The organism is Methyloterricola oryzae (assembly GCF_000934725.1).
Lineage (GTDB): Bacteria > Pseudomonadota > Gammaproteobacteria > Methylococcales > Methylococcaceae > Methyloterricola > Methyloterricola oryzae.
Map to the genome: position 1 here is coordinate 1 of NZ_JYNS01000042.1, position 7315 is coordinate 7315.

Below are 7315 nucleotides of genomic sequence, written 5' to 3' on the forward strand. Positions count from 1 at the left end.
AGGGTAAGATGTGTTGCGGTCGCACTCCCCTACAAACGCTTCACGCTGGAAAGGAGGTGTGGAACCAGAAAGTCGGTCAGTTGAATCTGATCTGACAACCCAGCGCACCCAAAACGGGTAACTGTCAGATCAGGTCGCGACTTCTACACTTAATGCAATTCTTTGCATGCAACTATCCAAAATATCGCAGATATTACAGTTCGGAAACTAATGAATTCAATAGTTGTGCATTACAACATGACCTCACACTTCACAACTCGGTTGGCCGCCGCAGACTAGGACCGCCACCGGCCTTCAAGCCTTCAACTTTGAATTTGCAAAAAGGATCGTCAGATTGACGGACTTCGTAAAACTCGCGAAATCTATCGTGCTTATCGCGCATACTGACGTCGAAAACCTGCTAGCTATCCTCGACCCTAGATTTTCGATTTCTTCCACGATTCCCCACGTCAGATCATTCATGCCCGCTGATACCAAACGATCCGCCGGCAGACTTACGTATATTCACCTAGTGACAGTCATACTTGTTTCCTTCGTTGGTCAGAAAGCCCAGAACCAGCTCAGGCCTCAGTGCGCGCTTTCCGCGCAGTCCGCTGCCGCTCACTCGCTCGCGCCGAATGCCGGGTCGCTCTCGGCTCCAGCCCTGGCTTTCCATTGCAGCGAGTAATACTCCCCGCGATCCCGTGCCCATGGGTCGAAGGCATTCACCACACCGTCCAGTTGCGGCGCCAACTCCGGCATGGTCCTCAGCAATACCCGCTTCAAGGGCGAGACCTCAACCTCATGGCCATTGGGCTTACCCTGCTCCATGACGCGGCCATCCGGACCGTTGTTGACGACCCAGTCGACGCCCAACTGGGTATAAAACTCTGGCCGGAAGCTGGAAGTGAAGAAGCGGTCGCTGAACAGCCGGCGCGAGGCATTCAGGATGAAGACCTGAAACTGGGTCTCGGAGATGGCAAAACCGTGGGGCCTGGCAAATTCGGACAACCAGCCGACCACGGTGTCCACATCCTCGATGTTGTCGACCACGCTGCCATCGGGCTGCCCGAGGCAATCGTTGATGGGCGTGCCGTCTTCGTTGAGCTGGGCCGAGGTGATGATCTTTGAGGCATCACAGCGATGAGTGCCGTAGATGTCCCGCAGCTTGCTCACCAGCTTCAATTGCTCGGCACGGGCAGGGGAGTCGGCCGGCAAGTGCGGGTCGATGAAATCCTCGAAGCGCGTCAGCTGCCGCAGGCCATATTGCCGGCGAAACTCGTTGAAACGGGGCACGCCGCGCTGACGGTCCCGGATCAGGTCCAGGGCGGTCACGTCGATCTTCCCGGTGGGGCTTTGCAGCCTGGGCATGTCCAGATTCTGCAAAAACACCGGCTGATTCTGCAGCGTGAGCAAGCCCAAGCGCTGCCGGCCCATGGAAAGCGCCCAGTTGGCGAGCCCCTTGCCGCGCATCGCAGCCGTCGCCTTGCCTCGCAGTGTACCCACCACCGGCACCTTTTTCTGAATGACGTTTGGCTGATGGGTCCAGTCGCGATATTCGATCAAATCGGGCACTAGGGGATGCAAACGGTAGACCGTGACGAACTCTTCCGGGAAGTTGAACGGCGAGCCGAAGTGATTGATGCCGCCGTTCACATGATCCGGGTTCTTGAGACTCCACAGATCGGTCTTGGCCGGGTCATAGCGGGCGAACACGGCATCGTCCGCATAGACGCGGTTGCCTAGTCCGAAGATTCCGGGCCCCGAGGCAAACACCGAGTACCATTGGGCCGCCTTCTTGGCATCCGTCGATTTGCCGAAGTTGTTCACCACGATCTGCTCTAGGGCCGAGGCCACCAGCTTGTTGTTCTGGAACAGCCCGTTCCAATTGGCGTTCATGCCCAGGTACAGGGGTTCGTCGTAGAGCAGTTGCGGGGTCCATTCGGTGGTGTGGATCTTAGCGATTTCCGCCGCCACCACCAGACGCGCGATTTCAAACAGTTCGTCCGCCGTCACGTCGCGATAACGAATCAGCTTGTGCGGGGCGATGGGATTGCGCAGCCCGCAGTCCGCATCCGGCGTGGCCTTCGTCTGGCTGCGGAAGGCTTCGACGAATTTATTGTGCTCCCGGGCGAACAGGTTGTGGAAGAAGCTGAGGCCGATAGTCCAGTTGTCAGCGAATCCGGTGGCCTCCTGTTCCGCCCACTGCGGATTGATAGGATCGCCCGCCGAAAAGGTCGGGAGATAGCCCTGTTTCTCCCCCGCGCCGCTGCGCTTGCCCACCCGGATCAGCAGCAGCCTAGCCGGATCCTTGGGATCGCGCTTGACGCGTTTCCGGGATGTCTCATCGTAGCCGTAGATCTGGGAAGCGTCCCACCAGGCGGTGACATTGTTGTTGCTGGTGCGGTAGGCACGGGTCAGATAGCGTTTGCCATGATGCTCGAAGCTGGCGGGATCTGCCGTCTCGGCCACATAGGGTTGATCGATGCGGTCCTCGGGCCGGCAACCTAGGCGAGTAATTTCTTCCGGCGTGAGTGCCACTTCGCGCCCGTCCACCAGCTTGTTCTTGCAACCCATCCCGCTCTGCTCGGGCCGGTTATGGCCTTCCTCCAGATGGGAGAACCAGTCGTGGGTCATGAACTGAATCCAGAAGGCCGCCAGCACGTTGAAGAACGGCGCCTTCTTGTAATCGCAGCGCGCGCTGGGCGAATCGTCCGCCAGCCCCTTGCCGTCGTTGCAGCGCGCCGCATCCTGTTGCGGCCGACTGAACAACTCGCGGCTGATCACTTGCGGGTCTGGCCGCAGCACATCCAGCCGGTCGCCGTGACGGTTGCGGGCCAGCTCATTCTTGCCTAGATCGGGGAAGGTCGCCTCAAACTGCACGTTGCGGGCAAAGGGCTGGCGTATGCTGCCCATCAGGGGGTTCTTGATGTCGGTACAGATGCCCGTCAGGTTACGGAACCGGATCAGTTCGCCCGAACACTGCTGCGGCCCGGCACCGCCCACCTCAGCATAGTGCGGATCGCTCGCGGGCAGCCGCATTTCGTCCCAGACCTTGATGGCGGGGCCATCGCGCCCATCCTTGCCGGTCACGTAACCGGGAAAGGTGCCGCTGTTATCCCACAGATTGAACTTGATCAGTTCCATCCGCTGGTACTCCAGGTCCAGCAGGGCGCCATTGATGCCCTGGGCGTTGGGACCCAGCAGTTTGCCCACGCTGTGCGTTCCGGGGGCAAAGCTTGACGCATCGCCAGTGGCCCAGTAATTCTGCCAGTCCACCCAGGGCGTCTTGCGGAACTGCAACGCTTTATCGCCACCCCGGCAGGAAGCGGTATATTCCTGCACCTTGCCGAGGAAGCGCTCCTCGCGCTCGCCCGCGATGGGCCGCAGCCCATGCGCCAATAGCGTCGCGCAATCCGCCAGATGCTTGACCGGTTGTACGCCGCCGCAACCCGTCAACCCCAAGACCACGACCAACACCAATTCAGTGAGCCTGTGCATGCCCCTACCCTCCCTAGAGTCCTGATTGTTTGCGCCGCACCACGTCAAGCAAGCCATGCTGTGGTGACAGCACGCCGAGATGGCCATGGCACACTATCGCGCCCAGCCGGGCGTGTCCAGGCAATAATGACCTCCTTAAGCCGATAGCAGTTACTTTTCGCTCTGGGCACTACCGGCCTTACTGGGACAGTTTGCCGCCATTCCGAACGCGGACTCTACCGCTCATCTTCGTTGAGCACCTTGGTGCGAATAAGTCCAGGTGAAGTGGGCAACCGGCTTGCTGGTTGGCTAACTTCACATGTCTTGCCCGCTTTTTTGAGGTTACCGATGTTGATTGTTGGTTACCGGGTTTACTGCCTTTGATTTCCGTTGATTTTGCTTGCTCGCAGGGTGACTTTTAGGCCAATCACGCAGAATCAACCGCGGATGACCTTGAAGGTCAGGGTAAATCTCAAGTAAGTAACCTCAAGGTGGTCACGTTGCTTCGTCAGGGAGAATGCCAGGATTTGCACAAAAGAATGCCGGGCTAAGGGGCCCGGCAGCAATTGAAGTGGCTTGTTTGCAACGAAGCTGTCTCAGTGAATTTCCTCGGACAGCGTCAGGCGGCCTGATCGGCTGTCTTGGGTTGGCAGTTGTGCAGGTACTCAACGGCGCGCTGCGCATGGGCGGCCGCTGTGAAGATAAAGCGCTTTTCTTCTTTAATCAGGGTGATCCAACTCTGAATATACGCGGCATGATCCTCACGGGTTTCGGGCGTGATGCCAAGATCCGCGCACAGGAACGCACTGCCCATCTCGGCCACCAGTTCCTCTTTCGCGTAGGCCTCATCGCCCCACTGCTTGCGGCCGAAATCCCGGTGCAGGCGGGTCGGGTGGCGCGTGGAATGGCAAGCCTCGTGCGCTAGCGTGGAAAAGAAGCTTTCGGAGTCCCGGAAGGACACAAAGGGCGGCATCTTGATCATATCGAGCGCGACGGAATAGCTCGCGCGGTTGCCCATCTCGAGGATGGTGACGCCGGTGTTCTTGAAGTACTGGTCCAGCATTTCATCCCGCTCATCTGGGTTGACCTCTGGAACCTCCGGCTTCCCATAAAAGCGCTCGGGTAGGTCGGCGATCTGCTCGACGTTAAAGACGGTATAGGCCTTCATGAAGGGAATCGAGACCTCGACATCCTCGCCGGTGTCCTGGTCGGTCTCGGTCTTGCGGATGGCATCGGCGTACACCACCAGGGAACCATGCTCGCCCTTGCGGACACGGCCGCCCAGCTCATTGGAATGCTTCAGCGTCATCCAGGTCGCCGAATCAAAGCCCTGCTCCAAAGCCGAGGTCCACAGCAAGAGGATATTGATCCCCTGATACGGCGTGCCGTTGGCTCGGAGGGGCCGGGTGATCCTCCCGGCGGCATGTTCGCCGCTCCAGGGCTTCATCCAGGTCAACTCGCCTTGCTCCAGGTCGGCCCGGATCTTGTTGGTCACGCGGGTGTAGACATCGCATTTCGGCTCGGACGCGGTCGTGTTCATGGCGTTTGCTCCTATCGGGTTGAGGGTGCCTGCGCGGCGGCACCCCTGACCCGCTGGCGAAGCGCGGGGGGTAGCAAGGGCAAGCAAAAATCACGGAAGGTTCGCGGCGGAAAAACGGAAGCTTCGGCCCAGCGCAGCGCCGGCTGAAAGCCGCTTTTTCTGCCTTGAAAGCCGTTATTTTTGTTGTCCCGCGCGTGGGGGCAGCGCCCCCTAGGGGCTTCTCCGCCGGTTCACGCGTCTGGGTGATCCGGCCAGATGGGCTGAAACAGTCTGCACCCGCAGTCTGTTTCTCCGATTGCAAAGCACTGCCAAAGCAAGAGCCCCAGCCGGCGACAGCCGACCCGAGCTCTGCGCGAGAACTCAATACTCGCTCGGCAGCAGGATCACGTGGTGGGTGAAGTAGAGGGAGATCTCATCCAGCGGAGGGCAGCACCGGGCGCGGTGTGAACCCGGTTTTCCAGCCGCAGCCAAAGGCAAGTTTGGCGGCCGCAAGGCCTTGCATGAGTCGGTTCAACATGGTCGGTCTCCATCTTTAGTCATTGACGGAGACAGTGTACGGAAGGCAGTCGCTCACCACGTGAGCCGCTCAAAACTATTTTTGATACAGCGCCGCTAACCGTTGAGCGGTTGCCTGGATTTCCCGCCGCAGGCCCCGGGGTTCCAGGACTTCGACCTGATCGACATGGCGCAGGATGTCCATGACCAGTTCCTGGGACTGAGTGTAGGGCAACTTGAGGCAGTAGCGACCTTGCTCATCCCGCTGCCCTTGCTTCTGGGGGTGCCAGACTTTGGCCTGCACCCAGCGTGAGCGTTCGGGCGTGAAGCGCAGGAGCGCCCACTGCACCTCGGCGCCGGAGAAGATGCCGTAACCAGCGGCGAGTTCCACCTCCAGTGCTGCTTCGTCCAACTCAAGTGCTGGGTCCGGCAAGATCACCACCTGCTCCAGCGAATCGACGGCCAAGCTGCGCAGTCCCTCGCTCCAATGACACCAGGCATCCAGGTACCAGTTATCCCGGTAGTACACCAACCGCTGCGGGGTGATGTCACGGACTTTGGTTTCATGGCTTGATCGGTTGTAGTGGGTCACACGAAGCTGCTTGCGCTGTAACAGCGCCTGAGCGATCTGCGGAAACAGGCGCGAGTCGCAGCTGCGACTCGCTGCAGGGAGGATGCGGACACGCCGCTCCACCGAATCCGGGGTGTGATCGCCCGCGGCCAGGCCTCCCGGTCCTCTGGCCCAATGATGACCAGGGAGCGCTTTTCGTCGCCCGGCGCATGGAAGCGCCCAATCACCGGATGGCCGTCCGCATTCAGGGGGAGCATGGAGAAACTGGTCAGCCCGCCGCCATCCGGAGTGCGCCAGTAGTCCCAAATAGCAGCGAAGGTAAAGACGCCCAAGTCCTGCCGTTCGATACACCGGCGGATGGATTTGCCCGTTGCGTAGTCTGGCTCGAAAAAGCCCAGCATGGGTACTAGGGCATAATGGCGCTTCTTCCATGGATCGCGGTAGCTGGGCTTGATTGCCACGGTCTCGGAGCGTGCGTTGTAGGTATGGCGCGCGATCTTGGTGTCGTTCGACCAGAACGGCACCAGCCCGAACTGGGCTTCACGCAGTTCCGTCGCTGCTGTGTCCGGCGCCACCAGGATGATGGGTGCCCGATACGACACGTAAGTCTCCCGCGGATAGTCGAAAGTTGGCTCCGGAAGATTCAATGCCACAGGAAAATCCGGCCGGGACGCAGGAATAAAGTTGGTGCACATGTGTGACTCCTCCACTTTCATGGCAGGCCCTGACCTTTCCGTCGCTGTTAGAAGCGCGCCAGCAGGAATGATCAGAGCCCCAGTCCGCCTGATTCTCGCGCAAGCGGAGCCGATGCACCACGGCGAAAGACAAAGCGCGTTTGGATTCAGCCGGCGTTCATCTCGACGGTGATACAAAGGAGGCGTGGAACATCAGGTTCCCGCCTTCATTCACTACGAGACACGACCTGGTCAACAGGCGTGCAACACCCATGAAACCATCAGCCCGCTGGAAGTGGCTGGTCTGTTTGTTTGCGATACTACTGTTTTTATCCGGCTGTGCCGTCTACCCCCGCTATGGCGGGTACGGTCAAGGCTGGGGACACGCTCATGGCCGGCCCTATTATGGGTATGGCAACGGCTATGGCTACCCGGGTGGCGGTTGGGGTGGCTATGGCTACCGTGGCGGCTGGGGTGGCTACGGCCATCACCACCATCATCACGATGATGATTGATCGAAGTGAGAGGAAAAAGCCGCGGCCAGCGGAGTGCTCTTTTGAGATCGTGGGCCAGCCG

General features: G+C 59.6%; 5 protein-coding genes. 1 reads left to right on the forward strand and 4 read right to left on the reverse strand.

Translation table 11 applies throughout. The features are described 5' to 3' along the window. Positions 1-600: 600 nt before the first annotated feature. The 4 genes from EK23_RS20830 to EK23_RS20845 all read right to left on the reverse strand — a co-directional run bounded on the left by EK23_RS20830 (position 601) and on the right by EK23_RS20845 (position 6760). Positions 601-3480: a peroxidase family protein gene (locus EK23_RS20830; RefSeq protein ID WP_045227333.1), complete on the reverse strand. Its 2880-nt coding sequence runs from the start codon at positions 3478-3480 to the stop codon at positions 601-603. Between the two features lie 598 nt (positions 3481-4078). After that, complete coding sequence (locus tag EK23_RS20835) at positions 4079-4999, reverse strand: ArdC family protein (protein ID WP_045227334.1); 921 nt, start codon at positions 4997-4999, stop codon at positions 4079-4081. A gap of 592 nt (positions 5000-5591) precedes the next feature. Further along, positions 5592-6086 (reverse strand): helix-turn-helix transcriptional regulator, encoded by a 495-nt coding sequence (locus EK23_RS22890; RefSeq protein ID WP_052808418.1) that lies wholly within the window; start codon positions 6084-6086, stop codon positions 5592-5594. Then, a complete protein-coding gene (locus tag EK23_RS20845; RefSeq protein ID WP_052808419.1) occupies positions 6083-6760 on the reverse strand; it encodes an SOS response-associated peptidase in 678 nt (225 codons plus the stop codon). Before EK23_RS20845 ends, EK23_RS22890 begins: the two co-directional genes overlap by 4 nt. A gap of 251 nt (positions 6761-7011) precedes the next feature. Here EK23_RS20845 and EK23_RS24035 point away from each other — a divergent pair, with 251 nt between their 5' ends. Next, positions 7012-7254 carry a hypothetical protein gene (locus EK23_RS24035; protein ID WP_200892170.1) on the forward strand — a complete coding sequence of 81 codons (243 nt, stop codon included), beginning with the start codon at positions 7012-7014 and terminating at the stop codon, positions 7252-7254. Positions 7255-7315: the final 61 nt, after the last annotated feature.

What these genes read in the sequence shown, in the direction of transcription:
- EK23_RS20830 (WP_045227333.1), bottom strand. Translation starts at nt 3,480, where the DNA reads ATGCACAGGCTCACTGAATTGGTGTTGGTCGTGGTCTTGGGGTTGACG.
- EK23_RS20835 (WP_045227334.1), bottom strand. Translation starts at nt 4,999, where the DNA reads ATGAACACGACCGCGTCCGAGCCGAAATGCGATGTCTACACCCGCGTG.
- EK23_RS20845 (WP_052808419.1), bottom strand. Translation starts at nt 6,760, where the DNA reads ATGTGCACCAACTTTATTCCTGCGTCCCGGCCGGATTTTCCTGTGGCA.
- EK23_RS24035 (WP_200892170.1), top strand. Translation starts at nt 7,012, where the DNA reads ATGAAACCATCAGCCCGCTGGAAGTGGCTGGTCTGTTTGTTTGCGATA.